This is a genomic window from Pseudomonas palmensis (assembly GCF_049942755.1).
GTDB lineage: Bacteria > Pseudomonadota > Gammaproteobacteria > Pseudomonadales > Pseudomonadaceae > Aquipseudomonas > Aquipseudomonas palmensis.
Genome location: NZ_CP187958.1, coordinates 3,183,521 through 3,210,321, shown reverse-complemented (window position 1 = coordinate 3,210,321; position 26,801 = coordinate 3,183,521). Strand labels below are relative to the sequence as shown.

The 26,801-nt window shown below is 65.5% G+C and carries 35 protein-coding genes; 14 read left to right on the top strand and 21 right to left on the bottom strand.

Translation table 11 applies throughout. The features are described 5' to 3' along the window. Window positions 1-191: 191 nt before the first annotated feature. Window positions 192-605: an HPF/RaiA family ribosome-associated protein gene (locus tag ACPRTJ_RS14860; RefSeq protein ID WP_043860410.1), complete on the top strand. Its 414-nt coding sequence runs from the start codon at window positions 192-194 to the stop codon at window positions 603-605. 136 nt (window positions 606-741) lie between these two features. Next, entirely contained in the window at window positions 742-1,050 is a 309-nt protein-coding gene (locus ACPRTJ_RS14855; protein ID WP_043860411.1) for a DUF3509 domain-containing protein, read from the top strand. Between the two features lie 7 nt (window positions 1,051-1,057). Here ACPRTJ_RS14855 and ACPRTJ_RS14850 read toward each other — a convergent pair whose 3' ends face one another. Then, window positions 1,058-1,528, bottom strand: a complete 471-nt coding sequence (locus tag ACPRTJ_RS14850) for a phosphate-starvation-inducible protein PsiE (protein ID WP_043860412.1) — start codon at window positions 1,526-1,528, stop codon at window positions 1,058-1,060. Window positions 1,529-1,783: 255 nt separating this feature from the next. Here ACPRTJ_RS14850 and ACPRTJ_RS14845 point away from each other — a divergent pair, with 255 nt between their 5' ends. Then, a complete protein-coding gene (locus tag ACPRTJ_RS14845; RefSeq protein WP_043860413.1) occupies window positions 1,784-2,047 on the top strand; it encodes a YebG family protein in 264 nt (87 codons plus the stop codon). A 3-nt stretch (window positions 2,048-2,050) separates the two neighbouring features. Here ACPRTJ_RS14845 and ACPRTJ_RS14840 read toward each other — a convergent pair whose 3' ends face one another. Continuing rightward, window positions 2,051-3,073, bottom strand: coding sequence for a Leu/Phe/Val dehydrogenase (locus ACPRTJ_RS14840; protein WP_054914877.1), 1,023 nt, complete (start codon window positions 3,071-3,073; stop codon window positions 2,051-2,053). 116 nt (window positions 3,074-3,189) lie between these two features. Here ACPRTJ_RS14840 and ACPRTJ_RS14835 point away from each other — a divergent pair, with 116 nt between their 5' ends. Continuing rightward, window positions 3,190-3,996 (top strand): SirB1 family protein, encoded by an 807-nt coding sequence (locus ACPRTJ_RS14835; protein ID WP_123752863.1) that lies wholly within the window; start codon window positions 3,190-3,192, stop codon window positions 3,994-3,996. A gap of 77 nt (window positions 3,997-4,073) precedes the next feature. Here ACPRTJ_RS14835 and maiA read toward each other — a convergent pair whose 3' ends face one another. The 3 genes from maiA to hmgA are packed head-to-tail and all read right to left on the bottom strand — an operon-like array spanning window position 4,074 to window position 7,309. Further along, the gene (gene maiA / locus ACPRTJ_RS14830; RefSeq protein ID WP_058540845.1) at window positions 4,074-4,700 is read right to left on the bottom strand and encodes a maleylacetoacetate isomerase; all 627 of its coding nucleotides are present in this window, start codon (window positions 4,698-4,700) and stop codon (window positions 4,074-4,076) included. Between the two features lie 12 nt (window positions 4,701-4,712). Continuing rightward, a complete protein-coding gene (gene fahA, locus ACPRTJ_RS14825; protein WP_043860417.1) occupies window positions 4,713-6,005 on the bottom strand; it encodes a fumarylacetoacetase in 1,293 nt (430 codons plus the stop codon). A gap of 2 nt (window positions 6,006-6,007) precedes the next feature. Then, window positions 6,008-7,309, bottom strand: a complete 1,302-nt coding sequence (hmgA, locus tag ACPRTJ_RS14820; protein ID WP_043860418.1) for a homogentisate 1,2-dioxygenase — start codon at window positions 7,307-7,309, stop codon at window positions 6,008-6,010. A 118-nt stretch (window positions 7,310-7,427) separates the two neighbouring features. On the opposite strand from hmgA, the gene ACPRTJ_RS14815 reads away from it, so the two are divergent. Further along, complete coding sequence (locus ACPRTJ_RS14815; protein ID WP_426427072.1) at window positions 7,428-8,207, top strand: IclR family transcriptional regulator; 780 nt, start codon at window positions 7,428-7,430, stop codon at window positions 8,205-8,207. Between the two features lie 293 nt (window positions 8,208-8,500). Here ACPRTJ_RS14815 and ACPRTJ_RS14810 read toward each other — a convergent pair whose 3' ends face one another. The 4 genes from ACPRTJ_RS14810 to ACPRTJ_RS14795 all read right to left on the bottom strand — a co-directional run bounded on the left by ACPRTJ_RS14810 (window position 8,501) and on the right by ACPRTJ_RS14795 (window position 11,684). Beyond that, complete coding sequence (locus ACPRTJ_RS14810) at window positions 8,501-9,412, bottom strand: SDR family oxidoreductase (protein ID WP_426427071.1); 912 nt, start codon at window positions 9,410-9,412, stop codon at window positions 8,501-8,503. A 111-nt stretch (window positions 9,413-9,523) separates the two neighbouring features. Beyond that, window positions 9,524-10,429 carry an alpha/beta fold hydrolase gene (locus ACPRTJ_RS14805; RefSeq protein ID WP_426427070.1) on the bottom strand — a complete coding sequence of 302 codons (906 nt, stop codon included), beginning with the start codon at window positions 10,427-10,429 and terminating at the stop codon, window positions 9,524-9,526. A gap of 192 nt (window positions 10,430-10,621) precedes the next feature. Next, window positions 10,622-11,308: an LrgB family protein gene (locus ACPRTJ_RS14800; RefSeq protein WP_426427069.1), complete on the bottom strand. Its 687-nt coding sequence runs from the start codon at window positions 11,306-11,308 to the stop codon at window positions 10,622-10,624. Then, the gene (locus ACPRTJ_RS14795; protein ID WP_043860423.1) at window positions 11,298-11,684 is read right to left on the bottom strand and encodes a CidA/LrgA family protein; all 387 of its coding nucleotides are present in this window, start codon (window positions 11,682-11,684) and stop codon (window positions 11,298-11,300) included. Before ACPRTJ_RS14795 ends, ACPRTJ_RS14800 begins: the two co-directional genes overlap by 11 nt. A gap of 96 nt (window positions 11,685-11,780) precedes the next feature. Between ACPRTJ_RS14795 and ACPRTJ_RS14790 the strand changes: the two genes are divergently transcribed. Further along, a complete protein-coding gene (locus ACPRTJ_RS14790; protein ID WP_043860424.1) occupies window positions 11,781-12,668 on the top strand; it encodes a LysR family transcriptional regulator in 888 nt (295 codons plus the stop codon). On the opposite strand, the gene ACPRTJ_RS14785 is transcribed toward ACPRTJ_RS14790, so the two are convergent. Next, window positions 12,669-13,124, bottom strand: coding sequence for a flavodoxin (locus tag ACPRTJ_RS14785; RefSeq protein ID WP_043860425.1), 456 nt, complete (start codon window positions 13,122-13,124; stop codon window positions 12,669-12,671). Window positions 13,125-13,274: 150 nt separating this feature from the next. Between ACPRTJ_RS14785 and ACPRTJ_RS14780 the strand changes: the two genes are divergently transcribed. Both ACPRTJ_RS14780 and ACPRTJ_RS14775 read left to right on the top strand, forming a co-directional pair. Then, window positions 13,275-13,736 carry a PAS domain-containing protein gene (locus tag ACPRTJ_RS14780; RefSeq protein ID WP_088515564.1) on the top strand — a complete coding sequence of 154 codons (462 nt, stop codon included), beginning with the start codon at window positions 13,275-13,277 and terminating at the stop codon, window positions 13,734-13,736. A gap of 69 nt (window positions 13,737-13,805) precedes the next feature. Further along, on the top strand, window positions 13,806-14,414 hold the full coding sequence (locus tag ACPRTJ_RS14775; protein ID WP_043860427.1) for a hypothetical protein: 609 nt from the start codon (window positions 13,806-13,808) through the stop codon (window positions 14,412-14,414). A gap of 85 nt (window positions 14,415-14,499) precedes the next feature. Here ACPRTJ_RS14775 and ACPRTJ_RS14770 read toward each other — a convergent pair whose 3' ends face one another. Beyond that, on the bottom strand, window positions 14,500-15,450 hold the full coding sequence (locus ACPRTJ_RS14770) for a MerR family transcriptional regulator (protein WP_043860428.1): 951 nt from the start codon (window positions 15,448-15,450) through the stop codon (window positions 14,500-14,502). A 229-nt stretch (window positions 15,451-15,679) separates the two neighbouring features. Here ACPRTJ_RS14770 and ACPRTJ_RS14765 point away from each other — a divergent pair, with 229 nt between their 5' ends. The 4 genes from ACPRTJ_RS14765 (at window position 15,680) to ACPRTJ_RS14750 (ending at window position 17,694) form a co-directional block, all read left to right on the top strand. Beyond that, window positions 15,680-16,252 carry an antibiotic biosynthesis monooxygenase gene (locus ACPRTJ_RS14765; RefSeq protein ID WP_043860429.1) on the top strand — a complete coding sequence of 191 codons (573 nt, stop codon included), beginning with the start codon at window positions 15,680-15,682 and terminating at the stop codon, window positions 16,250-16,252. A gap of 86 nt (window positions 16,253-16,338) precedes the next feature. Further along, a complete protein-coding gene (gene folM / locus ACPRTJ_RS14760) occupies window positions 16,339-17,037 on the top strand; it encodes a dihydromonapterin reductase (protein WP_054914885.1) in 699 nt (232 codons plus the stop codon). 26 nt (window positions 17,038-17,063) lie between these two features. Further along, complete coding sequence (locus ACPRTJ_RS14755; protein WP_043860431.1) at window positions 17,064-17,360, top strand: DUF1244 domain-containing protein; 297 nt, start codon at window positions 17,064-17,066, stop codon at window positions 17,358-17,360. Next, window positions 17,353-17,694, top strand: coding sequence for a HopJ type III effector protein (locus ACPRTJ_RS14750; RefSeq protein ID WP_043860432.1), 342 nt, complete (start codon window positions 17,353-17,355; stop codon window positions 17,692-17,694). The genes ACPRTJ_RS14755 and ACPRTJ_RS14750 overlap by 8 nt, the downstream gene beginning before the upstream one ends. A 42-nt stretch (window positions 17,695-17,736) precedes the next feature. Here the strand turns inward: ACPRTJ_RS14750 and ACPRTJ_RS14745 are convergent, their stop codons facing one another. The 3 genes from ACPRTJ_RS14745 to ACPRTJ_RS14735 form a co-directional block, all read right to left on the bottom strand. Next, window positions 17,737-18,669 carry an alpha/beta fold hydrolase gene (locus ACPRTJ_RS14745; protein ID WP_426427068.1) on the bottom strand — a complete coding sequence of 311 codons (933 nt, stop codon included), beginning with the start codon at window positions 18,667-18,669 and terminating at the stop codon, window positions 17,737-17,739. 14 nt (window positions 18,670-18,683) lie between these two features. Next, entirely contained in the window at window positions 18,684-18,794 is a 111-nt protein-coding gene (locus ACPRTJ_RS14740) for a hypothetical protein (protein ID WP_229590057.1), read from the bottom strand. A gap of 119 nt (window positions 18,795-18,913) precedes the next feature. Further along, window positions 18,914-19,702, bottom strand: coding sequence for an SDR family NAD(P)-dependent oxidoreductase (locus tag ACPRTJ_RS14735; protein ID WP_058540840.1), 789 nt, complete (start codon window positions 19,700-19,702; stop codon window positions 18,914-18,916). A gap of 138 nt (window positions 19,703-19,840) precedes the next feature. Between ACPRTJ_RS14735 and ACPRTJ_RS14730 the strand changes: the two genes are divergently transcribed. Beyond that, window positions 19,841-20,410: a TetR/AcrR family transcriptional regulator gene (locus ACPRTJ_RS14730; RefSeq protein WP_426427067.1), complete on the top strand. Its 570-nt coding sequence runs from the start codon at window positions 19,841-19,843 to the stop codon at window positions 20,408-20,410. A 109-nt stretch (window positions 20,411-20,519) separates the two neighbouring features. Then, a complete protein-coding gene (locus tag ACPRTJ_RS14725) occupies window positions 20,520-21,293 on the top strand; it encodes a ParA family protein (protein WP_054914890.1) in 774 nt (257 codons plus the stop codon). A gap of 27 nt (window positions 21,294-21,320) precedes the next feature. On the opposite strand, the gene arsH is transcribed toward ACPRTJ_RS14725, so the two are convergent. The 7 genes from arsH to ACPRTJ_RS14690 form a co-directional block, all read right to left on the bottom strand. Further along, on the bottom strand, window positions 21,321-22,022 hold the full coding sequence (gene arsH / locus ACPRTJ_RS14720) for an arsenical resistance protein ArsH (protein WP_426427066.1): 702 nt from the start codon (window positions 22,020-22,022) through the stop codon (window positions 21,321-21,323). A gap of 12 nt (window positions 22,023-22,034) precedes the next feature. Beyond that, window positions 22,035-22,505: an arsenate reductase ArsC gene (locus ACPRTJ_RS14715; protein WP_043860438.1), complete on the bottom strand. Its 471-nt coding sequence runs from the start codon at window positions 22,503-22,505 to the stop codon at window positions 22,035-22,037. Window positions 22,506-22,536: 31 nt separating this feature from the next. Continuing rightward, the gene (locus tag ACPRTJ_RS14710; protein WP_278929234.1) at window positions 22,537-23,820 is read right to left on the bottom strand and encodes an arsenic transporter; all 1,284 of its coding nucleotides are present in this window, start codon (window positions 23,818-23,820) and stop codon (window positions 22,537-22,539) included. Between the two features lie 15 nt (window positions 23,821-23,835). After that, window positions 23,836-24,183, bottom strand: coding sequence for a metalloregulator ArsR/SmtB family transcription factor (locus ACPRTJ_RS14705; protein WP_058540837.1), 348 nt, complete (start codon window positions 24,181-24,183; stop codon window positions 23,836-23,838). A 98-nt stretch (window positions 24,184-24,281) separates the two neighbouring features. After that, window positions 24,282-24,980 (bottom strand): epimerase, encoded by a 699-nt coding sequence (locus ACPRTJ_RS14700; RefSeq protein WP_043860441.1) that lies wholly within the window; start codon window positions 24,978-24,980, stop codon window positions 24,282-24,284. Window positions 24,981-25,021: 41 nt separating this feature from the next. After that, entirely contained in the window at window positions 25,022-25,879 is an 858-nt protein-coding gene (locus ACPRTJ_RS14695) for an SDR family NAD(P)-dependent oxidoreductase (protein WP_426427065.1), read from the bottom strand. 62 nt (window positions 25,880-25,941) lie between these two features. Further along, window positions 25,942-26,787, bottom strand: a complete 846-nt coding sequence (locus ACPRTJ_RS14690; protein WP_078479487.1) for an SDR family NAD(P)-dependent oxidoreductase — start codon at window positions 26,785-26,787, stop codon at window positions 25,942-25,944. Between the last annotated feature and the right edge of the window lie 14 nt (window positions 26,788-26,801).

Below are 26,801 nucleotides of genomic sequence, written 5' to 3'. Positions count from 1 at the left end.
GGGCCGCGCATTGACTCAGGACACCCCCAGACAACCTTTCACCTGTTTAATTGCCACAAAATATTTTTCTTCTTCAAGCACTTGAAAAGTTCTGCCAACTGCCTGACCTTGTAGTCAAGAGGCGATGATTTCCACAGGCCGCAATGGCCCGCATCGTTCTCTTGCGAGCTAGCTGAATAAGGGATTGAACTATGCAAATCCAAGTCAACAGCGACAACCATATCCAAAGCAGTGCCCGTCTCGAAGAGTGGGTACGCACTACGGTAGAAAGCACGCTCGAACGCTACGAAGAAGACCTCACCCGCATCGAAGTCCACCTGCGCGATGAGAACGGCGACAAGCCAGGCCCCCACGACATGCGCTGCCAGATGGAGGCACGCCCCAAAGGCCATCAACCGATTTCCGTCAGCCACAAGGCCGATAGCCTGGAGCAGGCCATCGAAGGCGCCGCGACCAAACTCGAGCATTCCCTCGAGCACCTGTTCGGCAAACTGCGCGGCAAACGTGGCGTGACCCAGAAGGTCGCAACCGCCCCGGCAGCCGATGCCCTGCTGCAGGAAGAATTCCTGGAGAACGAGCAAGCCCTGCAGGCCCGTCAGGCCTGACAGCCAAGGCAATGAAAGAAGGCGAGCCACGGCTCGCCTTTTTTATTGACCACTCGGCACCTGCCCCGCAACGCCACCTGAACCAACCTGGCCAGGGCCCGGTCAATCAGAACATGTCTTTGCCAGGTACAGCCCCATGATCAACCCCTTCCAACAGATCAACGCTGCATTTGCCGACACCTACCGGGTCAACCTGAGTATCGAGCGGCTCGATGGCAGCATCATGCTGACCCTGTCCGACGATCAGGGCGTGGTGGCCAAGCGCCTGATCAGCCCGGCCCAGCGCAATGACCCCAAGCGCCTGGCGCGCCTGATCGAGAGCGTGCGCTTTGGCATTGCCATCGAGCAGGGCCACAGCGCCATGGAGATTCTGGCCAGCATGACCCGCGACGGTGCACGCACCCCGGGCCTGCGCGCCGCCAGCGAGCGCCGCGCGGGGGCGTGAGCCAAGGCTACTTGGCCTCTTCGATTTCCTTGCCGCTGGCGTCGATGGCCTTGGTGGAGGGGTAGCGCGACGAGGCGTAGCGCACCACCAGGATCGAGAACGACAGCAGCAGGATCCCGCCGCACACATACAGCAGGCCCACGTCGGGGGCCTTGTGGTGCGACACGTCGCCGATCAGCAGGCGCGTAAGCGCGGTGATCGCCACGTACAGCAGGAAGCGGATGGGCATGTGGTTGGTCTTGAAGTAGATCCCCACCATCGCCCCCAGCTCCAGGTAGATGAACAGCAGCAGGATGTCATCGACGCTCACCCCACCCTTGCCGATCATCTCGATGAATGCCGACACCGCTGCATAGGCGGTGATGGCACCGATGCCGAACAGTGCCAGGTAATGAAAGGCCTCCACGCACAGGTTGCCCAGCGAATCCGCCGAGCCATGCAGGCCCTTGCGCACTTTTTCAGCCCATTTGATGTTCACGATGCGAATTCCTTGGAAACGACGAAGGGAGGATGCGCCACCCAGGTGACGCTTTGCCTGCATGCAGTAAAAAGGCCAGCGGCACAGCTTGAGAAGGCGACCGATTGCCGCAAGACACCCGCCACCCCACCATTGCGAGCAAATTGAGCTATAAAAATGCCACTACCCAAACGTGGTGGTTTGCCTTATGCTTTTACCTGTATAAAAACACAGTACTCGTACACATCAATTATCGAAAGGCATGTGAGGTGATGAATGGCCGTCGAAGTGGTATACCGCAGCAGCCGCGATCTGGAGCGCTTGTTCATGGATAAAGCTGAAGCAGACCGTCACGACAAGATGCTCGAGCTGGCCGAACTGCTCGCCGAGGTGCTGCAGAAGGCCGTGCCGTCGCTGAGCGAACAGCAGGTCGAGGAAGCGGGTATCTACATGGCGAAGAACCGCGATGTGTTCGCCAAGGCCTTCAAGAGCCAGCCCGACGCGTTGTCCGAGCTGCTTGCCGAGCAGCCCGCCGAGTAGGCATCAGGCGTTGTACACCAGCTTCTCGGCCAGTTGCTGGGCCACGCGGGCCGGCGAACTCTTCTCGGCCTGGGCGTGGGCGAAGACCTCGGTCAGCCGCGTGGGGATGCGCGCCAGGTGCGCGGTGATGGTGCCAAGGTCCTGGCCCTGGTGGGTCAGCGCCACGTAGATCAGCCCGCCGGAATTGATGATGTAGTCCGGGGCATACAGAATGCCGCGGGTTTCGAGCTGGTCGGCGACCTGAAGGTGGGTCAGCTGGTTGTTCGCCGAGCCGGCCACCGCGGCACAGCGCAGCTGCATGACGCTCTGGCTGTTGAGCACCGGGCCCAGCCCGCACGGCGCGAAGATGTCGCAAGGCGTGCTGACCAGCGCTTCGCTGGCCACCGGCAGCGCATTCAACTGCTCCATGGCCAGTTGCACCCGCCCCGGGTCATGGTCGCTGACCAGCAGTACCGCCCCCGCCGCATGCAACTGCTCGGCCAGGGCAAACCCGACATTCCCCAACCCCTGCACAGCCACGCGCAACCCTTCCAGGTTGTCGGTGCCCAGGCGCGCCATCGCCGTGGCGCGGATGCCGGCGAACACGCCCATGGCCGAATGCGGCGAAGGGTCGCCGGCGGTGGTGGTACTGGTGACGTGCCGGGTGCTCTGGGCGATGCAGTCCATGTCCAGGGTCGAGGTGCCGCTATCGGTCGCGGTGATGTAGCGCCCCTCCAGGCTGTCGACGAAGCGTCCGAAGGCCTCGAACAGCGCGGCGCGGTTTTCCACATGGGGGTTGCGGATGATCACCGCCTTGCCACCGCCCAGCGGCAGGCCCGCCAGGGCAGCCTTGTAGCTCATGCCCTGGGCCAGGCGAATGGCATCGGTCATTGCGGTGTCGTCGTCCGGGTAAGGCAGATAGCGACAACCGCCCATGGCCGGGCCCAGCCGCTGGTTGTGAATGGCGATCACCGCCTTGAGGCCCGTGGCCGGGTCGACGCACAGGTGCAGTGAGTGGGTGCGCGTGCTTTGCATGAGAGCGAACATTGCCCAGCCCTCGTGAGTCAGTGCTCCCACCAGTATAGGCGGCGCGAAGGCACACGTTGCGGCACTGGACGAACGCCCCTGCCGGCGCTACAACAGAAGCTTGAGCGGAGACTGCCATGACCCCACGCCAAGCCTGCCTGGCCTGCCTGGAACGCAACCCCGCCGCCCTGTTCGAGGCGGCGCTGTGGATCGCTGCCGAACACGATGCCAGCGTGCAGCCGGCCCAGGTGCTGGGCGAATTGCAGCTCGTGCAGCAGCAGGTCAGCCAGAGCCTGCCCATGCTGCCGGTGAGCGAACTGGCGCAGCCGTTGCTGCGGGCGCTCAGCGCGGCGGGCTTCCAGCAGGACGAATATCACCCATTGCGCCCGCAGGCGGCGCTGCTGAACAAGGTGCTGCAACGTCGTCGCGGACAACCGCTGGCACTGGCGATCCTCACGCTGGAGCTGGCCCGCGGGCTGTCGATACCACTGGAGGGGGTGAATTTTCCGGGGCATTTCCTGTTGCGCGTGCCGGGGGCCGATCACCTGCTGGACCCCTGCGGCGGGCGCCGGTTGTACCCGGCCGATTGTCGCGAGTTGCTCAGCCGCCAGTTCGGCCCGCAGTTGCCGTTGAGCGCCGAGCATCTGGTGACGGCCAGCGCACAGCAGATGCTGCAACGACTGTCGCGCAACCTGCGTCAGTTGCATGCGAGCAATGATGATGACCTTGCGGCGCTGAAGGATGCCGAGCGGGTGTTGGTGCTGGGCTCGGCCAGCGCCAGCGACTACCTGGCGCGGGCGACACTGTATCAGCGGCTGGATTGCCCGCAGGCAGAGCGGTTTGACCTGGAGCATGCGCTGATGCTGACGGATGACCCGATCCAGCGGTTGCGCCTGACCGAGCGGCTGAGCCACCTGCCGCCGCCGACGCCTTCGGTGCACTGAAAGCTTCGCCGGCCAGGCCGGCTCCTACACGGGCCGCGCAGCGCCTGCAGGAGCCGGCCTGGCCGGCGAATGGGCCATCAGGGGGTATCCGGCTGACGCGAAGGGTGCGCCTGCACGAACGCATCATGCTCACCGGCCAGCGCCACCACCCGGCGAATCCGTGGCCAGCCCGACAGGTCCACATTGAACCGTTCGGCCGCATACACCTGCGGGATCAGGTACACATCCGCCAGCCCCGGCTCATCGCCGAAACAGAACCCCGCCTCGCCGATCATCTGCTCCACCGCCGCCAGCCCCTGGGTGATCCAGTGGCCGATCCAGGCGTTCACCTGGGTGTCGTCATGCCCCAGCTCACGCAGCTGATTGAGCACGCTGACATTGTGCAGCGGGTGGATGTCGCAACCGATCAACGCCGCCACGGCGCGCGCCTGCGCCCGCGCCACCGGCGACTGCGGCAACAGCGCAGGCTGTGGATAAACCTCCTCCAGGTACTCGATGATCGCCGGCGACTGCACCAGCAGCTCGCCCGAGTCGATACGCAGCGCCGGGATGCGCCCCTGGGGGTTCAGCCCCAGGAACTCGGCCTCGCGCTGCGCGCCCTTGAGCAGGTTGACCGGCAGCGACTGGTAATCCAGCTGCTTGAGCGCCAGCGCAATGCGCACGCGGTACGACGAGGTAGAACGGTAGTAGGTATACAGTTCCATGCTCGTACCCTCTCAATGTGCCGGCAGGATCTTGCCGCGGCACTCGCCAAAACCGATCGAGGCCACGCCATCACGCTTGCAGCGCGCGCGCAGGATGATCTCGTCGCCGTCTTCGAGGAACCTGCGCACCTCGCCACTGGCCAGTTCGATCGGCACCTTGCCGCCCTCGGTAATCTCCAGCAGGCTGCCGAACTGGCCAGGCTTGGCGCCCGACAGGGTGCCCGAACCGAACAGGTCGCCTGGCTGCAACTGGCAGCCGTTGACACTGTGGTGCGCAACCATCTGCGCCACGGTCCAGTACATGCTCAGGGTGTTGCTCAGGGTCAGGCGATGCGCCGGCAGGTTCTGCTCGCGCATGCGCTCGGTCAGCAGCAGCACTTCCAGCTCGATGTCGAACGCGCCACCCGCCTGGTCACGCGGGTCGAGCAGGTACGCCAGCGGCTGCGGATCGCCTTCGGGGCGTGCCGGCTGGGCGCAGCGGAACGGCTCCAGCGCTTCGGCGGTGACCACCCAGGGCGACACGGTGGAGATGAAGCTCTTGGACAGGAACGGGCCCAGCGGCTGGTATTCCCAGGCCTGGATGTCGCGGGCCGACCAGTCGTTGAGCAGGCAGTAGCCGGCAACGTGTTCGCCTGCCTGCGCTACCGGGATGGCATCGCCCATGGCATTGCCCTGGCCGATCCAGATGCCCAGCTCCAGTTCGTAGTCCAGCCGCGCGCACGGGCCGAAGCTCGGCTCGGTTTGCCCGGCGGGCAGGGTCTGGCCGTTGGGCCGACGGACATCGGTACCCGACGGGCGAATGGTCGAGGCACGGCCGTGGTAGCCGATCGGCACGTATTTGTAGTTGGGCAGCAGCGGGTTGTCGGGGCGGAACAGCTTGCCGACGTTCTTGGCGTGCTCGATGCCTACGTAGAAGTCGGTGTAGTCGCCGATGCGCGCCGGCAGGTGCAACTGGCACTCGGCGGCCGGGTACAGGGCCGGCTTCAGCGCAGCCTGGTGCGGGCTGTCGGCACCCAGCAGTTCGAGCAGGCGCTCGCGCAGGGCCACGCGGGCCTCACGGCCCAGGGCGAAATAGGCGTTCAGCGCACCACCGCGGGTGGCCTGCACCGCATTGCGGGCCTGGCCGTCGAACAGCCCGGCGGCCAGCACCGCGTCGAGGTCCAGAATCGCGTCACCGATGGCCACACCGCAGCGACGCTCGTCGCTGCCACGGCTGAAGATACCCAGCGGCAGGTTCTGCAGCGGGAAATCGCTATGCCCGTTGGCGTGCTCGACCCAACTGCGGGCAATGGCGGACTGGTTCATGGTTATCTCCGATTCGGGGTGAAGGTGCTCGGCAAGGTGGCCCAGCACGTGTCGTAGTCGGCCTGCAGTTGCGGGCATTCAAGCGCATGGCGGGTCGGGCGCAGCACCTGGCTGGTCTCGAACATGAACGCCATGGTGTTGTCGATCTTGCTCGGTGCAAGGTCGGCGGCAATCGCCCTGGCGCAGGTTTCGGCATCCGGGCCGTGGGCGCTCATGCAGCTGTGCAGCGAGGCGCCGCCGGGCAGGAAGCCTTCGGCCTTGGCGTCGTACTCGCCCTTGATCAACCCCATGAACTCGTTCATCAGGTTGCGGTGGAACCACGGCGGACGGAAGGTGTTCTCGGCCACCATCCAGCGCGGCGGGAAAATCACGAAATCGATGTTGGCCATGCCCGGTACGCTGGTAGGCGAAGTGAGCACGGTGAAGATCGACGGGTCGGGATGGTCGAAGCTGACCGTGCCGATGGTGTTGAAACGGCGCAGGTCGTATTTGTACGGCACGTTGTTGCCGTGCCAGGCCACCACGTCCAGCGGCGAGTGCTGCAGTTCGCAGCCCCACAGCTCGCCGAGGAACTTCTGTACCAGCGGTACCGGGCCCTGCTGCTCTTCGTAGTGGGCCACCGGCGCGAGGAAGTCGCGCGGGTTGGCCAGGCCGTTGCTGCCCAGCGGGCCCAGGTCCGGAATGCGCAGCGGCGCGCCGTGGTTTTCGGCAATGTAGCCACGCGCCTGACTGTCGAGCAGCTCGACGCGAAACTTCAGGCCACGGGGCAGCACGGCGATTTCCAGCGGCTCCACGTCCAGCACGCCCAGCTCGGTGACGAGGCGCAGGCGGCCCTGCTCGGGGACCAGCAGCAGTTCGCCATCGGCGTTGAAGAACACCCGCTCCATGGAACGGTTGGCGCGGTAGTTGTAGATGCTGATGCCGGCCGGCTTTTGCGCCGCCGAGTTGGCCGCCATGGCTACCCAGCCGTCGATGAAGTCGGTGGGCTCGGCCGGGATGTCCAGCGGGCTCCAGCGCAGCCGGTTGGGGGTTACCGGGCCCAGCGGGCCGCCGCTCAACTGGCGCTCGAGGCGTTCGAATGCCGGGTGCAGTGCCGATGGCCGGATACGGTACAGCCAGGTACGCCGCTGCTCGCTGCGCGCCATGGTGAATGCGGTGCCGGAAAACAGCTCGGCATACAGGCCATACGGGGCTTTTTGCGGGGAGTTCTGGCCAACCGGCAGGGCGCCGGGCAATGCCTCGCTGGCAAATTCGTTGCCGAAGCCGCTCTGGTAAGCGAGGGCGGGAGTGGAATCGACGTTCATCGAGCCTCCAGTCAGGTAGCGTTATTATTATCGTAAACTGATTACGCATAACGTAATTTGATACCTGTAACCCGTCAAGCTATAAAGACGCCCACCTGTCAACACGGACCCCTTTCCCATGAGCAAAACCAGCACCGCCGACAGCAACGGCAAACAGAAGGTCCGCTCGGCGGAGGTCGGTACCGACATTCTCAAGGCGCTGGCCCAGCTCTCGCCGGCCACCTCGCTGTCGCGCCTGGCCGAGCATGTGCAGATGCCCGCGAGCAAGGTGCATCGCTACCTGCAGGCCCTGATCGCCAGCGGCTTTGCCGAGCAGAACCCGGCCACCAACCACTACGGACTGGGCCGTGAAGCCCTGCGCGTGGGCCTGGCCGCGCTGGGCGGGATGGACGTGCTGAAAGTGGCGGCCATGCCGTTGTCACAGCTGCGTGACGCGCTCAATGAAAGCTGCTTTATCGCGGTGTGGGGCAACCAGGGCGCAACGGTGGTGAACATCGAATCTGCGGTGCGCGCCGTGACGGTGGTGACGCAGATCGGTTCGGTGCTGCCGTTGCTCAGTTCGTCCACCGGGCTGGTGTTCGGGGCCTACCTGCCCCAGCGCGAGACCATCGAGTTGCGCGACCAGGAACTGCTTGCCCTGGGCCAGGACGCCGCAGACTACGAAGCGCTGTTTGCGCAGATTCGCGCACGCGGCCTGCACCATGTGCATGGCCTGCTGATGCCGGGGGTGGATGCGCTGTCGGCACCGGTGTTCAACGCCATGGGCAACATCGCTGCCGTGCTGACCGTGGTTGGCCCTACCTCGATTTTCCATGCCGATGAACAGGGCCCAGCGGCGCAGCAGCTGCAGGCGGCGGCGCAGGCAATCAGCTGGCGCATGGGCTATGAACCACAGTGACCTGTTTTGGTGCACTGTTACCCACTTTGCAACAGTGAATGTCCGAAACGTCTATTTTTTTCGGTAGGGGGGCTGGCTATGCTGGCCGGGCTTGCAGCGAAACGCGGTTTCGCCAGGCGCTGGGCCGATGGTTTGGCGGTTAATGTCAGGTTAATCCTCTCCCCCTAGAGTAACCACCTGACACGTTGAACCCTCCCCCTTCAGGTTCACCGACGTTGATTTTGAAGCTCCTTGATCTACGTCTTGCTTGGCCGCTGCTTTTGCAGCGGCCTTTTTTATTTGTGCTGCCCGGTTCAGCCTGCGTGCCTGTGCAGATTGGCCATCATCTGCTGCAACGCCTCGAGGCTGTCCTGCGGGTGCACCGCGCCCTCGAAATCGCCGATCGCATCCCAACTTGCGGCGATGTCTTCCACGCTCATGCACTGGCGCGGGTCGAAGCCCACCCCCAGGCTGCGTTCCCAGCGCACCTTGCCCACCCAGCCGCCACCGACCTCGTACAGCCCGCCGGTGTCCTGGCAGCGATCACTGCCCAGGTACACCACCAGCGGGCTGATCAGCTCGGGCTTGAGCTGTTCGAACACCTGCGGCGGAATCAGCCCCTCGGTCATGCGCGTGCCGCCGGTGGGGGCGATGGCATTGACCAGGATGCCGTGCTTGCGCCCCTCGAGCGCCAGGGTGCGGGTCAGCCCGTACAGGCCCAGCTTGGCCATGCCGTAGTTGGCCTGGCCGAAATTGCCATAGATGCCCGAGGTGGACGAGGTGAAGATCACCCGCCCCGCGTTCTGCTCGCGCAGGTGCGGCCAGGCGGCGCGGGTGAGCTTGTAGGCACCCTCCACATGCACGCGGTACACCTGGTCCCAGTCGCTGTCCTCCATCTTGTGAAAGGTCTTGTCCCGCAGGATGCCGGCGTTGTTGACCAGCACATCCACGCGGCCGAAGGTGTCCAGCGCCTGCTGGACGATACGCTCGCCATCGGTGACCGAGTCATGGCTGGCCACCGCCGTGCCGCCCGCCTCGCGAATCTCGGCCACCACGCGGTCGGCCGCCGATGCGCTGGCGCCTTCACCATGGGTGGAGCCTCCCAGGTCGTTGACCACCACGCGGGCACCATGACGGGCGAACAGCAGCGCATGGGCACGCCCGAGGCCCCCGCCAGCGCCGGTCACAATCACTACTTTTTCATCCAGGCGAATCGACTCGGTCATCTCGGCACTCCGTTAACTGCAAGGAATATGGCAGCCAGTGTCAGCCAGCGCCCGGCCCCGGACAATCAACCGGGCGGACGCTGAATGGCAGGCAATAAGGCAGCGGGATGATCAGGACCAGGCGACCTTGTGCGCCAGGCTTGGCAGGGGTTGCTGCCGAAATGCCAGGTAGTGGCGCAGCACCTGTACCGGTGCCTCGGTGTGCGGATAATGGCCGATGCCCTGCAGGGTCACGGTGTCGGGTTGGGGCACCAGTTCGCAGTAGCGCGCCACCACATGCGCGCCCGATACCGGGTCGGCGGCGCCATTGATAAGGCGCAGCGGTACGCCTGACTGCTGCAAGGCCGCCACCCAGCGCTCGCGCCAGGTGACGCGCTCGGGTACATAGGCTGCCAGCTTGTGCAGGATGCGATTGCCGCGGTTGGAGGCGATCAGGCTCCAGCAGTCATCCAGCACGCTTTCACTGGGGCGTGTGCTGCGGCCATAGAGGTGGGTGACATTCCTGACCAGGTCGTCGCGCCCGAACGAGCGCGCCACCAGCCAGCCAAGCCGGCTGAGCAGGAGCTTGTGCACCAGCAACGCACGGTGGCACTCCGGGAACAGGCCGGCGTTGAGAAACGCGCAACTGGCCACCTGGGCCGCCCCCTCGTGGTGACGGGCCAGCAGTTCCTGGGCCACCGTGGCGCCATAGTCATGGGCCAGCAGGTGCACCGGCTCCTGAACCTGCAGGTGTTCGAGCAGGGCCTGCTGTACGTCTGCCTGTTCCAGCAGGCTATAGGTGTGGTGCAACGGCTTGGACGAGTCACCGAAGCCGAGCATGTCGCAGGCGATCACGCGAAAGCGCTGGGCCAGGGGTTGCCACAGGTAGCGCCAGTCCCAGCTGGCAGTGGGGAAGCCGTGCAGCAGAAGCAGGGGCTCGCCCTGCCCTGCGCTCCAGTAGCGAATCGATTGCTGGCGAAACGTGAAACTGCGACCACGGGTACGCCAGACACTCAAGGGAATCTCGGCGAGGGGCATCACGCAGGTCCTGGTTCGGGGCTGCAACTTCCTGGGGGCAGCGCGTTGTCGGGCAAAGGGTTGGCGGCGGTCATTGCAATCACCTCGGCACATGGGTGTGCTCTGCTGCCGGTCAGTCTAGAGGCGCGATTCGATGGCGGGTGTTGCATTGCCAGCCAGCTTATTGGCCCATCGGGTCAGGGCAGTAAATATTTACAGCAGGTGACGTAACAGTGGCGCCATGAACAGGTTGAAAATGCCCGTCAGCACCATTACCAGCCCCGCCACAGAGCCCTCTTCGCCGCCCACCTCATGGGCTCGGCTGACCCCGGCACCATGCGCCCCCACCCCGAACAGCGCCCCGCGTGCCAGCGGCGTGCGCAAGGGCAGGTACTTGAGCAGTACCCCGCCCATCAGGGCACCGAGCACCCCGGTGAACATCACGAACACCGCGGTGAGTTCCGGCACACCGCCCAGGTCGTGGGCCAGCGGCATGGCAAAGGGTGTGGTGATCGAGCGTGGCAGCAGCGACAGGCTCACCTGATTGTCCAGCGACAACGCATGGGCCAGGGCCCACGAACTGCCGATGGACGCCGCGCTGCCCACCAGCATGCCCAGCGACAGGGCCGGCCAGTGGCGTGCCAGCAGCGCCCGCTGCTGCCAGATCGGCACCGCAAAGGCCACGGTGACCGGGCCCAGCACCGACATCAGCCAGTGGGTGTTGCGCGCGTACTCGGCGTAACCGGTGTGCAACGGCACCGCCACCGCCAGCAGCACCACCGGGACCAGGATCAGCGGCGACAGCAGGTAGCGTTCGGTACGTCGGTACAGCCAGCGGCTGCCCAGGTAGGCCAGCAGGGTCAGCGCCAGCCAGAACAGCGACATCGGCTCAAGCGTCATGCCGTAGCCTCCAGCGGCACGCCCACTCCACCGTGAAGGCAGTGGCGAGCATCACCAGCAGCGTGCTTGCACCGATCACCAGCAGAATGCGCCAGCCTTCGCTGCGCAGCAGCGGGCCGTAGTCGAGCAGGCTCATCAGCGCCGGAATGAAGAACAGCAGCATCTCTGCCATCAGCAGGGTGGCGCCGGTCTGCAGGGTGGCCGGCTTGACCCGCCCGGTGGCGAATACCAGCAGCAACAGCGCCATGCCCACCACACCGCCCGGGATCGGCCAGTGCAGCCAGGCCGACAGCTGGCAACCGAGCAGGTACAGCACCAGCAGCACGCCCAGTTCGGCGAGCAGGCGCGAAAATTTCTTGAATGAAACGGCAGTCATCGAAGGGGTCCTCTGAGGCCTGCAGTTTAAAATCCCGCTGCCCATGCAAAAAGCGAATTGTTAGACTGGCATCCATTCCATAATGGAATTCAGGCAATGGAATTCAAGCAACTACGCAGTTTTGTCGAAGTGGTTCATCGCGGCGGCTTCACCCAGGCCGCGCAGACCCTGCATATCAGCCAGTCGGCCGTGAGCAAGCAGGTGGCGCAACTGGAGCACGACCTGGGCATGGCCCTGCTCGATCGCCATGGCTCGCAGTTGCACCTGACCGACGCCGGCAAGATCGTGCTGGCCCGCGGCGAGGCCATGCTGCGGCTGCGCCAGGAACTGCACAACGAACTCGACGACCTTGGCCAGCTGGCGCGGGGCGAGTTGCGCCTGGGGCTGCCGCTGCTGGGCAGCGACGCGCTGTTTGCCGGGTTGTTCGCCGAGTACCGGCGGCGCTACCCGAACATCACCGTGCAACTGCTCGAAGGCGGCAGCCTGAACGTGGAGCACGCCGTGCGCAGCGGCGAGCTGGAGCTGGGCGGCAGCCTCACGCCCACCACACCGGGCTTCGAGTGCCAGCCCTTCTGCAACGAACCGCTGGATGCACTGCTGCCGGTAGCCCACCCACTGGCCACTGCCGGCAGCATCAACCTGGGGCAACTGGCCGACACGCCGTTTCTGCTGTACCAGCGCAGCTTCGTGCTCAATGATCGCCTGCTGGCGGCCTGCCAGGCCTATGGCTTTACCCCGAAGGAAGGCGGACGCAGCGGCCAGGCGGATTTTCTGGCGGCACTGGTGGCGGCAGGCCAGGGCGTGGTGTTGCTGCCACGGGTGGTGGCGCGGGGCCTGGAACGGCCGGGGGTGGTGCGTGTGACCTTGAGCGAGCCCAGCGACCTGCGCTGGGACATCGCCTTCATCTGGCGCCAGGGCGCCTACCTGTCACGGGCGGCGCAGGCCTGGCTGGCGCTGCTGCGCGAGCGCCCGCAACCGCTGTGATCAGCCGCGCAACCTGGCGATGAACTCGGCCAGCCAGGGCTCGGCGTCGGTTTCGGGGGTGACGGTTTCACTGGCGTCCAGACGCAGCATCGGCTGCACTTCGTCGAGGCCCAGTTCGGCGAACAGCTCGCGCAATTGCTCGCCGCCGCCGCAGTAGGTGTCGCCATAGCAGGAGTCGCCCAGACCGATCACCGCACCGGGCAAGCCGCGCCAGGCACCTGGCAGCACATCGCGGATCTCGCTGTACAGCGGCACCAGGTTGTCGGGCAGCTCGCCCATGCCGGTGGTGGACGTGATCGCCAGAAAGGCCTGCGGGGCAAAGCCCTGAACGTCCTGCAGGTTGGCACGGTTGGCCAGCAGGGTCTCGAAACCCGCCGCCTGGAGCAGCGAGGCGGCATGGCGTGCAACTTCCTCGGCAGTGCCGTAGACCGAGCCGGAAAGAATGGCAACTTTCATAACTAATCCCGAAGCTGAGTAAAAGCGTAGGATACTACCACCTGATGCGGGTTCCGGACGCTGGCAATTGGCCCGCATGCAGATGCCGACCGCTCGGCAATCCACTAGAATCCTTCGCCTGGGTGCCCCTTTCACATTCGGTTCGACACGATGATCAACGCCAAGCTGCTGCAACGCATGATTGATGCCTCCAACGACGGGATCGTGGTAGCCGAACAGGAAGGCGACGACGACACCATCCTGATCTATGTGAACCCGGCCTTCGAACGCCTGACCGGCTACGCGGCCAACGACATTCTGTACCGCGACTGCCGCTTCCTGCAGGGCGAGCCGCGCGACGATGCGGCCCGGGCACGCATCCGCGACGCCATCCGCAGCGGCCAGCCATGCCGGGAAGTGCTGCTCAACTACCGCAAGGACGGCACGCCGTTCTGGAACGAGCTGTCGATCACCCCGGTGTTCAACGAGGCCGACCAGCTCAAGTACTTCATCGGTATCCAGAAGGACGTGAGCCGCCAGGTGGCCGCCGAGCAGCGGGTGCTGGAACTGGAGCAGGAACTGGCCCGGGCGTACGCCAAGCTCGACGCGCAGAAACCCGACGGACGGTCTTAACAAAGCCAGCGAATCGTTGTCCATCACCCACGAAGAAATGATTCCCGATTGAAATTGCCGAGTTCGCCCATGCAATCAGATGCCCTCCTGACCCAGGATGAGCTGGATTTCATTCAGACCATGCACCGTTCGCCACAGCTGAACCTGACGGACGTCACCTCCAGCCTGCGCCTTGATGGCGGCAGCGAGGTGCAGCAACTGTTGACCCGGCTGGTGGCCCAGGAGCAGGTGACCCTGCAGGCGAATTTCGAGAACCAGCAGATGAGCTTTCCGCTGCAGCTGGTGGAAGACGAGTTCCATGCGGTGAGCCTGCAACTGGGCGCACCGAGCATCTATGAAGACGGGCCGATGATGCGCCCCTGGCGCCTCACGCTGGAGCCGCCGGTTGCGCTGGACGACGAGCTGGGCCTGAGCACCGACCTCAAGGTGTGCGAGATGTCGTTTCGCGGTGTGCTGGTGCAGGTACCGCGCAATCGCAAGCCGCCCAAGACCTTCAACCTGTGGTTCAGCCCCGAGGCCGACGCGCCGATCAACCTGCAGGGCACCTTGCAGCGCAAGACGGCCGACGGGCTGGCGGCGTATCGGCTGAGCCAGCACCAGCCCCAAGAGATCGAGCGGTTGCGCCAGTACATCCTGCGCCAGCACCGGTTGGCGCATCCCGAATTGCATCCGGATTAACACCGCAGCGCGGCTTTCGCCGGCAAGGCCGGCCCCTGCAGGGTTGCAACTGCCTGCAGGAGCCGGCCTTGCCGGCGAAGGGGTTTCAGGTATCCAGGTGCTCTGCCAGGTACTGCTGCAGGCGCCGACGCATCAAACGCCCCTCACTGCCCAGGCACGCCACCTGCGAGCGCATCAGCGCATCCTGGGCCAGCTCCGCCGCCTCCCCCGCGAACAACAACGGGCAATCCAGGCCCTGGGCCAGGCGCATCAAGCGCTTGGGCAGCTCGGCCGTCGGTGAATGGTTGGAGAACAGCACCAGTGCCTGCGGCGCCATGCGCTCGCACACCAGGCTCAGTTCCTCCAGCGGCTGCCCCACGGCCAACACCCTGATCACCACCTCGCTGCTGCCCAGCATCAGCGCCGCCACCAGCAACTCAAGCTCGCGGCAGTGCCCCGGCATCGCCGCCAGCACCACGCTTACCTCCTGCTGTTCGCGGGCCAGTTGCAGGCGCTGCAAGGCCCGGGCACGCAGGAAGCCATCGAGAAACAGCCACTCGCTCTGCGCACCGAATGCCTCGCCGGCCGCGCACAGGTCGTGCCATACCGGCATCAGGATGTCCTGGAACACCACCACCAGCGGATAGCTGGCGAAGACCTGCCCGTACACCTGCTCCAGGCGCCTCTCGTCGAATGCCTTGACGGCCTGGCGCAGCTGCACCTGCCACTGCTTCCAGTCCGCCTGCGTGCCGGGCGCCTGGGCCGAGGGGGCCTGCTGCTGAGTCGCCTGGTTGCGCGCAAGGATCTTGCCGACCTTGCTCACCGCCACGCCGCGCTCGATCCAACCCAGAATGCTGCGCACGTCATCGATGTCGGCCTGGGAATACAGGCGGTGCCCACTTTCGGTGCGTACCGGCTGGATCAGCCCATAACGGCGCTCCCAGGCACGCAGGGTGACCGGGTTGATGCCAGTCAGGCGCGCCACTTCACGGATGGGGAAAAGCTCCTCCTGGCGGTGGGGAGCATCAGGGAGGGAAGCCGAATCAGGCTCGATCATCGCCGTAAAGACCGTGATTGCGTAGTGAAAGGCAATTCTACTCCCCTTGTACCAGCCCGCCGCAAGCACCATGCGCCGGGCAGCCGACACATCAGCACTGACGAGTCAGCTTATTTGCGGAATAATCCTTGCTTGTTCCCACACGAACACTCGAACGCCACCCACCACCCCGGGCAGCGTTGCATGGCCGTGGCTACCCGCCGCGCCGGTTTTTACCAGGAGATACACGATGTCTACCCCTCCGGTTACCTTGATGGTGGCGCGCCGCGTTGCCGAGGGTCGCTACGAAGACCTGATCGCCTGGCTGCGCGAAGGCGAACAGCTGGCTACCGACTTTCCCGGCTATTTGGGTTCCGGCGTACTGGCCCCACCGCCCAACGACGACGAATTCCAGATCATCTTCCGCTTCGCCGACGAGAAAACCCTGCATGCCTGGGAGTTTTCCGCCTCGCGCAGCGCCTGGCTGGCCCGCGGCAACGGCCTGTTCCAGCAGCCCCACGAGCACCGGGTCAGCGGCATCGACGGCTGGTTCGGCCCGGCCCTGGCACAACGTCCACCGCGCTGGAAACAGGCCGTGGCCATCTGGCTGGCGTTCTTTCCGGTGTCGCTGGCCTTCAACCTGCTGTTCGGCCACTGGCTGGGCGAGCTCGGCCTGGTGCCACGGGTACTGCTGAGCACCCTGGCCCTGACCCCGCTGATGGTCTACCTGTTCATCCCGCTGTCGACCCACCTGCTGGCCAGCTGGCTGCACCCCAAGCCTGCCCCGCAGAGCGTTGCCGCGCCGCCCGTGGGCACCCGCTGACGCAGCGCCCCGGGGCGTGCAACGGCGGCGAGTTCGGGTATGCTGGGGCCTACCCAAGCGAATATCTGAAGTTGACCGCCCATTACATGAACAGCCCAATTCTTGTTACCGGGGCCAGCCAGCGAGTCGGGCTCGCGCTGGCCATCAAACTGGCGCAGGCCGGCCACACGGTCGTCAGCGCCAGCCGCAGCATCAGCGCGCAGGCGCCCCACCCGAACATCGTGCAGTTCCAGGCCGACCTGTGCCTGGAGCAGGACCGCCTGGCCCTGATCGACCACCTGCGCAGCCGCTATGACGGCCTGCGGGCGATCATCCACAACGCCTCGCTGTGGCTCGACGATGACCTGGCCAACCTGAACACCATGTTCAAGTTGCACGTGGAAGCGCCGTACCACCTGAACCTGGCACTGGGTGAGCAACTGCTCAAGCTGGACAAGTCGGACATCATCCACATCTGCGACGAAACCTCCTCGCGCGGCAGCAAGAGCCATATCGGCTATGCCGCCACCAAGGCGGCGTTGCAGAACATGGTGCTGTCGTTCGCCGAGAAGTACGCCCCCAGCGTGCGCGTCAACGCCATCCTGCCCGGCCTGCTGATCTTCAAGGAAGACGGCGACGAGCAGTACCGCCAGCAGGCGCTGAAGAAGGCCCTGCTTGAATTCGAACCCGGTGCCCAGCCGCTGATCGAGGCCGTGATGTTCCTGCTCGACAGCCAGTACAGCACCGGCAGCAACGTGGTCATCAACGGTGGCCGCCATTTGAAGAACCGCATCGCGGCCGGATGAGCCGCTGCACCGTGAAGGGAACCCCCATGGACCCGCAACAGCAACTCGAACTCGAAGCGGCGGCCTTTCGCCGCCTGGTAGCGCACCTGCGCGAGCGCACCGATGTGCAGAACATCGACCTGATGAACCTGTCCGGCTTCTGCCGCAACTGCCTGTCCAAGTGGTACAAGGCCGCCGCCGACGAGCGCCAGATCGACCTGAGCCTGGATGACGCCCGCGAAGTGGTCTACGGCATGCCCTACGCCGAGTGGAAAACCCAATACCAGAAAGAAGCCAGCGCCGAACAGCAAGCGGCGTTCGCCAAAGGAAAACCCCATGACTGACCTGAACACCCTGCGCAGCCAACTCGACAGTGGCGAACATGTATTCGCCGACACGCTGGCGTTCATCGCCCAGGGCTACACCTACCAGCCACAGGCCTTCACCAATGGCGGTGTGGAAAACGCCGCCGGGCAGAACGAAGGGTCGTGCAAGACCCTGGGCCTGGCACTACTCGAAGGCCTGAGCGACCAGCACGCGCTGCTGGCGTTCGGTGAGCACTACCGCTCGGTGCTGGCCACCCCCGAGGGCAGCGACCACGCCAATATCCGTGCGCTGATGCAGCACGGCCTGGCCGGCGTGACGTTCGCCGGCGCGCCGCTGCAACGCAAGGGCTGACGCCACACCGCTGCACAAGAACGGCCCGCCTGGGCCGTTTTTTCATGCCTGGGGTTCGATCACCTGCCCGGGCACCTGCGCCGGCAGTTGTGCACTGCGCAGCCAGCCCAGGGCTATGGGCCACAGCTGCGCCTGAAAGCGGCTGTGAAAGAACGCGAAATGACCGACCCCCTTGGCATCGACCTGCTGTGCGGCGATGCGCAGGTGCGTGCACGCGCTGGCGGTAAAGTAGCCCAGCAGGCGCTCGATGGCCGGCACCGTACCGAACGGGTCGTCGGTCAGGCTGATCGCCAGGATACTGGCCTGCACCTGGCCAAAGCCCAACGCCCCCAGCGCGCGACCGCTGGGCCGCTGTTCATAGGTAGCGGCGGGTGTCACCCAGTCGCGCACCACGCCGGCCGGGGTGTCTTCCATCCAGCCCAGGCGCTTGCCGGGAAAGTAGCCGAACACGCGGGTCAGCAGCGGCATTGCCAGGTGCCATTTGCACAGCAGCTGCCAGCGGCTGCCCGGGGCATAGTCACGCCAGTAGGCGAACTGCGCGCCCACCGTGACCACCCGCCGGATGCTCGCCGCCGACGCCGCCAGGCCCAGCGCGCAACCGCCGAAACTGTGCCCGACCACATCGATGGGCTGCCCAGGGAACTCGCGCCGGGCGCGCTGGAGCATCGCCTCGAAATCCAGCCGGCCCCAGTCCGACCAGCTGGCCTGAAAACCCCGCAAGGCGGCAGGGCGCGATTCGCCGATGCCGCGGTAGTCGTAGGTGATCACGTCGGCGCCATGGGCGAACAGGTAGTCGGCAAAACGCGAATAGAAACGGCAGCGCACCGAGGTGGCGGCATTGATGATGACCACCGCCCGCGTGGGGTCCGCCGCGCCGTGGCGCCAGGTGAAGCCGCCCAGGCTGAAGCCGTCTGCCGCCTCTTCGCGAAACGGCTGGGCAACGCTGGGCGCCTGGGTGGTGAGGGGGTGATTCATCGGTGCCGGCTCCTTCAGGGCCCTTCGCAGCGCAGCATCGGCCAGCGGGTGGGCCAGCCCTTGTGGGTGATGCGCGAGGCGTAGACCGTCTGTTTCTGGCTAACGTAACGCGCGGTGCGGCGCAGTACCAGCCCGGACAGGTCATTCAGCCCCAGGGGCGCAGCGACTTATCATTGTGGGTTCGGCCACCGGCAGGTTGCGCGGGCACCGGCGCCGATCATCGGCGCGCCGGCCCGCGCCCGCCTCAGGCAAGCTCGGTATAGCGCGCCGCCACCTCGGCCTGGCGGATGTCCGAGATCAGGGTGTGACGGGCCGCCTGGAAGGCCGTCCAGCGGGCGGCGTCATGCAACGGCGGGATGGTCACCCCCTCGCGGCGATCGAACCCCACCAGCGCCGCATCCACCAGGTGGTCCACCTCCATCACCTGCGTCAGGGTGTTGATGTCGATGCCCGAGCGCTCCCAGATCTCGGTACGCGTGGCCGCAGGCAACACCGCCTGCACGTATACGCCGCTGGGCGAGAGCTCCAGGCTCAGCCCCTGCGACAGGAACTGCACGAACGCCTTGGTAGCGCCATACACCGTCATGCCCAGCTCCGGTGCCAGCCCTACCACCGAGCCGATATTGACGATGGCCCCCTCCCCAGCCTGCGCCAACCGTGGCGCGATGGCATGGGCCAGGCGCGCCAGCGCGAGGGTGTTGAGCGTGATGATGCGCGTGACGCTGTCGGCGCTCTGCTCGACGAAGGCCCCCGACTGCGCCGCCCCGGCGTTGTTGATGAGGACGCCGATGCGGGCATCTTCGCGCAGGCGGGTTTCGACCCTGGCAAGGTCTTGGGCCAGGGTCAGGTCGGCCTGCAACACCTCGACGGCCACGCCGTGAGCCTGGGCCAGGCGGCTGGCCAGCCCGTCGAGGCGAGGCCTGTCGCGGGCTACCAGCACCAGGTCATGGCCACGACGGGCAAAACGCTCGGCGTAGGTAGCGCCGATACCGGAAGAAGCACCAGTGATGAGAACAGTGGCAAGGGTAGTCATGGGGTTGCGCTCTCGATGGGTGGGTAACGAGCCGCTATGATGATGACCATAATCTTAACCGTCAACGGTTTTGATGACGGTTGACATCAATGTATAGTGGGCCCCTGACTGACGGCACACGCAGCGAGGAATCTGCACATGAGGGTCACCAAGGCACAGGCGCAGGCCAATCGCGCGCACATCGTCGAGACCGCGTCCGAACTGTTTCGCGAGCGCGGCTATGACGGGGTGGGCGTGGCAGACCTGATGGCGGCGGCAGGGTTTACCCACGGCGGCTTCTACAAGCACTTCGGCTCCAAGGCCGACCTGATGGCCGAGGCTGCTGCCTGCGGGCTGGCCAAGACTGCCAGCGCCGAAGAAGCGCTGGACGTGGCGCAATTTTTCCAGCGTTACCTGTCGCGCGAACACCGCGATGCACGCAGCACCGGCTGCACCATGGCCGCCCTGTGTGGCGACGCGGCGCGCCAGCCGGCCGCAATCAAGGCGACCTTTGCCGACGGCCTGGAGGGCCTGCTCAAGCGGGCCGAGCACACAGGTGCCGAAAACGGCGATCAAGACCCGCGCACCGCACGCGCCAGGATGATCGAACGCTTTGCCCAGGCGGTGGGCGCGATCATGCTGTCGCGCGCCTGCCCGGACGATGCGCCATTGGCCGACGAAATCATCGAGGTGTGCCGCAAGGCCATCGTTGCCCCGCTCGCCGACTGAGGTGCCCGCCCCGCAGTTGTCTTAAAACTGCAACCTTTTGGTCATAGTATGGAAGCTGTTCCCGCTGCAGCCCTGTTGCAGCGGGCCTTTGACAAGGACTCGAAACTCAATGCGCCGTGTCGTATTCAATCAGAAAGGGGGCGTGGGCAAGACCAGCATCGCCTGCAACCTTGCCGCCGTCAGCGCCGCCGAAGGGTATCGGACGCTGCTGGTGGACCTCGACCCCCAGGCCAACACCACCCACTACCTCACCGGCCTGCTCGGCGACGACATCCCGGCCGGCATCAGCGACTTCTTCAAGCAGACCCTCTCCAGCGCACCGGGCAGCAAGCGCGGGCGCGTGTGCATCACCCCCACCCGCTACGACAACCTCGACCTGGTGACCGCCAGCCCCGACCTGGCCGACCTGCAGCCCAAGCTGGAGAGCAAGTTCAAGATCAACAAGCTGCGCAAGCTGCTGGTTGAACTGTCCGAAGACTACGAGCGCATCTACATCGACACCCCGCCGTCGCTGAACTTCTACACCTTCAGCGCGCTGGTGGCCGCCGACCGCCTGCTGATTCCGTTCGATTGCGACAGCTTTTCGCGCCAGGCGCTGTACAGCGTGATCGAGCAGGTGGAAGAACTGCGCCAGGACCACAACGAGTCGCTGCAGGTGGAAGGCGTGGTGGCCAACCAGTTCGTCGCGCGCACCGCGCTGCACCAGAGCCTGGTGGACGAACTGCTGGCCGAGGGGCTGCCGGTGCTACCGGTGTACCTGAGCAGCTCGGTGAAGATGCGCGAATCCCACGAGCTGTCGGTACCGCTGGTGCACATGGCACCGCGGCACAAGCTGTCGCGCGAATTCGTCGACCTGCTGGGGGCGCTGGAGCGGGCTGCCTGAGGGCTGCCCGCCGGTTGCGCCCTGGCGTCAGATCGACGCCTGGCGCATGCGATCGGACAACGCCTGCGCCGTTTCCTTGCGCTCGGAGTAGCGGTCCACCAGGTGCGCCTGGCTGTCGCGCAGCAGCAGCGTGAACTTGACCAGTTCTTCCATCACATCCACCACCCGGTCGTAATACGGCGAGGGCTTCATGCGGCCCTGCTCGTCGAACTCCATGTACGCCTTGGGCACAGACGACTGGTTGGGGATGGTGAACATGCGCATCCAGCGCCCCAGCACGCGCAGCTGATTGACCACGTTGAACGACTGCGAGCCGCCACACACCTGCATCAAGGCCAGGGTCTTGCCCTGGGTGGGGCGAATGGCGCCGAGGGCCAGCGGCACCCAGTCGATCTGCGCCTTGAACACCGCCGACATCGCGCCGTGCCGTTCAGGCGAACACCACACCTGGCCTTCGGACCACAGCACCAGCTCGCGCAGTTCCTGAACCTTGGGGTGCTCCACCGGTACGTCGTCTGGCAGTGGCAGGCCGCTGGGGTCGAAGATGCGCGTCTGGGCGCCAAAATGCTGGAGCAGGCGCGCGGCCTCCTCGGTCAGCAACCGGCTGAAGGAACGCTCGCGGGTGGAGCCGTACAGCAACAGGATGCGCGGCTTTCGCTCGCCGGCCTGCAGGGCGGTGGGCAGGCCTTCGAACAGGCTCGGGTCGAGGTTGGGCAGGTCGTGGTGCATGGGGCCTCCGGGTCAGAGCGTGGCAATGCGGTCGAGTTCACGCTTGAGCGCGTGGGCATCGAGCTGGCTGAATGGCAGCGCGAAAAACGCCCGGCAGCGACGCTCGATACGCGCCAGGGCATGGTGAAAGTTCGCCTCCACCTCGTCGTCGGTGCCGGGTTGTTCGGAAGGGTCGGCCAGGCCCCAGTGGGCCTTGAGCGCCGGGCCGAAAAACACCGGGCACGCCTCGCCTGCGGCCTTGTCGCACACGGTGATGACGATATCCGGCGGGTTGGCCGCGAAGGCCTCGTTGCCCTTGCTGCTCAGGCCCGCGGTGCTGATGCCGGCCTGCTGCAGGGTCAGCAGACTGCGCGGCAACACCTGCCCCCTGGGGAAGCTGCCGGCGCTCAACGCCTCGAAGCCCGCCGGGGCGAGGTGATTGAACATCGCTTCGCAGAGGATGCTGCGACAGCTGTTGGCCGTGCACATGAACAGAACTCGCATGGTGGTGTACTCCCTTTGGCAGGCAGAATGGTCAAAGGCTCAGGCGCAGGGCCAGGGCCGAAAGCGTGATCAACAGCACAGGCACCGTCAGCAGCAGGCCGACCTTGAAGTAGTAGCCCCAGGTGATGCGCGTGCCCTTGCGCGCCAGCACATGCAGCCAGAGCAATGTGGCCAGGCTGCCGATGGGGGTGATCTTGGGGCCCAGGTCGCAGCCGATGACGTTGGCGTAGACCATCGCCTCGCGCACCACACCCTGGGCTTCGCTGGCGTGAATCGAAAGCGCGCCGATCAGCACGCTGGGCAGGTTGTTCATCACCGAGGACAGCACTGCGGCAAGCAGCCCGGTGCCCAGCGATGCGCCCCACACGCCATAGGCGGCAAGGCGGTCCAGCAACTGGGTGAGCAGGTCGGTAAGGCCGGCGTTTTTCAGGCCGTACACCACCAGGTACATACCCAGCGAAAACACCACGATCTGCCAGGGCGCATCGCGCAGCACGCGCCGGGTGGAGATCACATGCCCGCGCGCAGCGACGATGAACAGCACCACTGCACAGGCCGCCGCCACGGCGCTGATCGGGATGCCCAGCGGCTCGAGCAGGAACAGGCCCACCAGCAGCGCCACCAGCACGCCCCCGCCCACGCGGAAGGTGGCGCGGTCGCGGATCGCCAGCACCGGCGCCTTCAGTGCCTGTACCTCGTACACCGCCGGTATGTCGCGGCGAAAGTACAGAAACAGCACCAGCAAGGTGGCCGCCACACTCACCAGGTTCACCGGCACCATCACCGATGCGTATTCGCCAAAGCCCAGGCCGAAGTAATCGGCCGAAACGATGTTCACCAGGTTGGAGACCACCAGCGGCAGGCTGGCGGTGTCGGCAATGAAGCCTGCGGCCATGACGAACGCCAGGGTCGCAGCCGGGGAGAAACGCAGCGCCAGCAGCATCGACATGACGATAGGGGTAAGGATCAGCGCCGCACCGTCGTTAGCGAACAGCGCCGAGACCGCAGCGCCCAGCAGCACGATGAAGGCAAACAGCCGGCGCCCGTTGCCGCGCGCCCAGCGGGCCACGTGCAGGGCTGCCCATTCGAAGAAGCCGGCCTCGTCGAGCAGCAGGCTGATGACGATGATCGCGATGAAGGTGGCGGTGGCGTTCCACACAATCGCCCACACCGTGGGGATGTCGTGCAGCGACACCGCGCCCAGCGCCAGGGCCAGCAGTGCGCCGAGGCTGGCGCTCCAGCCGACGCCCAGGCCGCGGGGTTGCCAGATGACCAGGGTCAGGGTGAGCAGGAAAACAGCGATGGCAGTCAGCATCGGGGCGCTCCTGGCTCAGCAGCAGGCAGCAGCACGAACGGGGCGACCGTCCATGTTGTGCAAGCGTGTGGTGTTGTCCTTGAGCCAGTCGGCATTGGCGCGCAGCGTCACCTGCAGCAGGTCGTGCACCCAGCCGGGCAGTTGCGGGTTGAGACGGTAATACACCCACTGCCCCTGGCGGCGGTCGAGCAACAGGCCGCTGGTACGCAGCTGCGCCAGGTGACGGCTGATCTTGGGCTGGCTGTCGCCCAGGGCGCACATCAGCTCGCACACGCACAACTCGCCCTGCTCTGCGATCAGCAGCGCAGCGCGAGCGCGGGTTTCGTCGGCCAGGCTCTTGAACAGGTCGGGTGGGGTAATCATTGTGGGCGGCCCTTACATATGGATAACCGAATATACGGATATCCATATGTTATCTGCAACCGGATTTTTCAGCGCCTGCCATCAACCTCCCCAGCGCGTCACCCGCCGTTGGGGGCCGGTTTTTCGCGCAAGGCCGTGTGGTAGATCTGCGCCGAATCGAGCACGGGCTGGGTGGCACCATGGCGGGCGATCGACAGCATTGCCTGGCCGATGACCTCGGTGCTCAGCACCTTTTCGGGCAACAGCGCACGCGCCAGGCTCAGCAGCGGGCCGGTGAGCCGGTAGAACACGCGGTACGCGCGGGTTCTGGAGATGGCCCCATGCAACGGCTGAATCACCGCCGGGCGCAGGATGTGCACGCGCCTGAACGGCAGGCGCAGCAGGCTGTTCTCCGTCATGCCGCGCACCCGCGCCCACATCGTCGAGCTGGTTTCGCTGCTGTCGGCGCCCGCCCCGGAGACGTAGATGAAGGTGGCATGCGGGTTGAGCTCGCACACGCGCTGGGCCACCGCCAGGGTCAGGCGGTAGGTCATGTGGGTGTACTGCGCCTGGGTCATGCCCGCCGCCGAAACGCCCAGGCAGAAGAAACACGCATCCACATCGCGCAGGTCGTCGTCGAGCAGCGTGGACGGGTTATCGGCGAAGGCCGGCCTGACCACCTGCCGGAGCTTGGGGTGCTGGGCGTTCAGGCGTGAGCGCCCGATCAAGCGAACGGACTCCACATCCTGCGCCGCCAGGCATTCGCGCAGCACCCCGCTGCCGATCATGCCGGATGCACCAAAGATCACTATGTTCATGGCGTAGGCTGGCCTCGCTCAGTTTGAAGGGTGCGCCGGCTTCATGCCGACGGCCATTGCGGCGGTGCCGTGCCGAAATCGGCCGCGAGGCTGACCGGCTTCCAGCGCTGCATCGCTTCGCTGCGGGCGGCCTCTTCCACCTCCACCACATACAAGGCGTCCGACCCCAACAGTAGACGCGACGGCAGCCCTTCACGAGCGGCCAGCGCCACGATCAGCTGTGCAATGCGCTCGGGGTCGCCCACTTCGTTGCCCACGTAGGACTCGATCAAGGCCTTGAACGCGGCCATCGACGCCATGTAGTCCGGGGCCAGCTCGGTGAGCGTGCTGCGGGCCTGGTGGCCCCAGTCGGTACGCATGCCGCCGGGCTCCAGGGTGCACACCTGGATGCCGAACGGCGCGACCTCCTTGCCGACCACGTCGCTGAACCCGCCCACGGCCCATTTGGCCGCCTGATAGGCCGACAGGCCCGGGCTTGCGATGCGACCGCCGGCCGATGACACCTGAAAGATATGGCCGCGGCCCTGGGAACGCATCACCGGAATGGCCGCACGGGTGAGGTTGACCACGCCGAACAGATTGGTCTCGACCTCGGCGCGAAAATCATCGGTGGGGATATGCTCGAACGGCTGGATATGGCCGAAGCCCGCGTTGTTGACCAGCACATCCAGCCGGCCAAAACGGCGCACGGCCTCGGCCACGGCGTGCCTGGCCTGCTGTTCGTCGGTCACGTCCAGTTCGAACGTGGCCAGGTTGGCGCCGTACTGCGCCTGCAGCTCGACGAAGCGTGTGATGTCGCGTGCAGTGGCCAGCACCTTGGCGCCGCTGTGCAGCGCCGCCTCCAGAATGGCGCGCCCCAGGCCTCGGGACGCACCGGTAATCAACCAGACTTCAGACATGATCATTCAACCTTTTCAACGCGCCGACCGCGGCGCATGGGCAACGTAAAAGAGGGGGCTGCTCACTCGGGCCGAAAGCCGGCCTTGCCTTCCAGCATCACCGACTCGGCAAGCGCCTTCTGTGCCTGAATGTCCGCCAGGCTGCGGGCATAGCCGGCCTCCAGCGCCGCATAGGCATCCCCGCCGAGCACGGTGCGCAGCGGCGGCTTGTGCAGCTGGCTGAGGGTGTAGATGGCGTCGGCCATTTTCAGCGGGTCGCCCGAGGCGGTGTCTTCGCCATGCTGTTCGATCCACCCGCGCAGGTTGCCGACCGCACTGCCCTTGTAGGCGTCGAGCTGCTCGGTCCAGCGGATGTTGGCCACGAAGCCGGTCTTGATCGAACCTGGCTCGATGATCAGGGTGTTGATGCCGAACTCGGCCAGCTCTTGCGCCACCGCTTCGGCGAAGCCTTCCAGACCGTACTTGGCCGCGTGATACAGCGAGCCGCCCGGGTAGGCGGTACGGCCGCCGACACTGCTGACATGGATGAAGGTACCGCGCTGCTGTGCGCGCATCGCCGCCATGAAGGCGCGGGTGACCTGTATCGGCGCCATCAGGTTGAGCGCGATCTGCTGCTCGACTTCGGCGTCGGTCATCTCTTCCATCGCACCGATCACCGCCCCGCCCGCGTTGTTGACCACCACCTCCACATCGGGATGGCGGGCAGCAACGGCGCGTACCTGTTCGCGGTCGGTCACGTCGAGCGCTTCCACATGAAGGCGCTTTGGATACGCCTGTTGCAACGCCTGCATCGCCTCCACACGACGCACGGCGGCGACCACGGTATGCCCCTGGGCCAGCGCCTTTTCGGTAAGGGCCAGGCCCAGGCCACCCGAAGCACCGGTAATGAACCACTTTTGAACAGCCATGAAGATACTCCTGT